Genomic DNA, 267 nt, shown 5'->3' with positions numbered 1-267 from the left:
GGCCTTCGCGGATCGCCTTGATCACCGGAATGCCACCGGCCACCGCTGCTTCGAATGCCACGATCACGCCTTTCTCGCGTGCCTTGGCGAAAATCTCATTACCGTGAACGGCTATCAGCGCCTTGTTCGCGGTGACCACATGCTTGCCATTCTCGATGGCCTTGAGTACCAGCTCGCGGGCAACGGTGTAGCCGCCCATCAGCTCTATGACGATGTCGATCTCAGGGTTCGTGGCCACTTCGAAGACATCGTTGGTAATCGCAATAC

General features: G+C 57.7%; 1 pseudogene. It reads right to left on the bottom strand.

From position 1 onward, the window contains the following. Positions 1 to 267: pseudogene (locus AAEY83_RS15650) on the bottom strand (homoserine dehydrogenase); the annotation flags it as partial.

Source organism: Psychrobacter sp. TB20-MNA-CIBAN-0197 (assembly GCF_040309765.1).
Classification (GTDB): domain Bacteria; phylum Pseudomonadota; class Gammaproteobacteria; order Pseudomonadales; family Moraxellaceae; genus Psychrobacter; species Psychrobacter submarinus.
The sequence above is the reverse complement of the archived record's forward strand: the minus strand, read 5'-3'. Positions and strand labels throughout refer to the sequence as shown.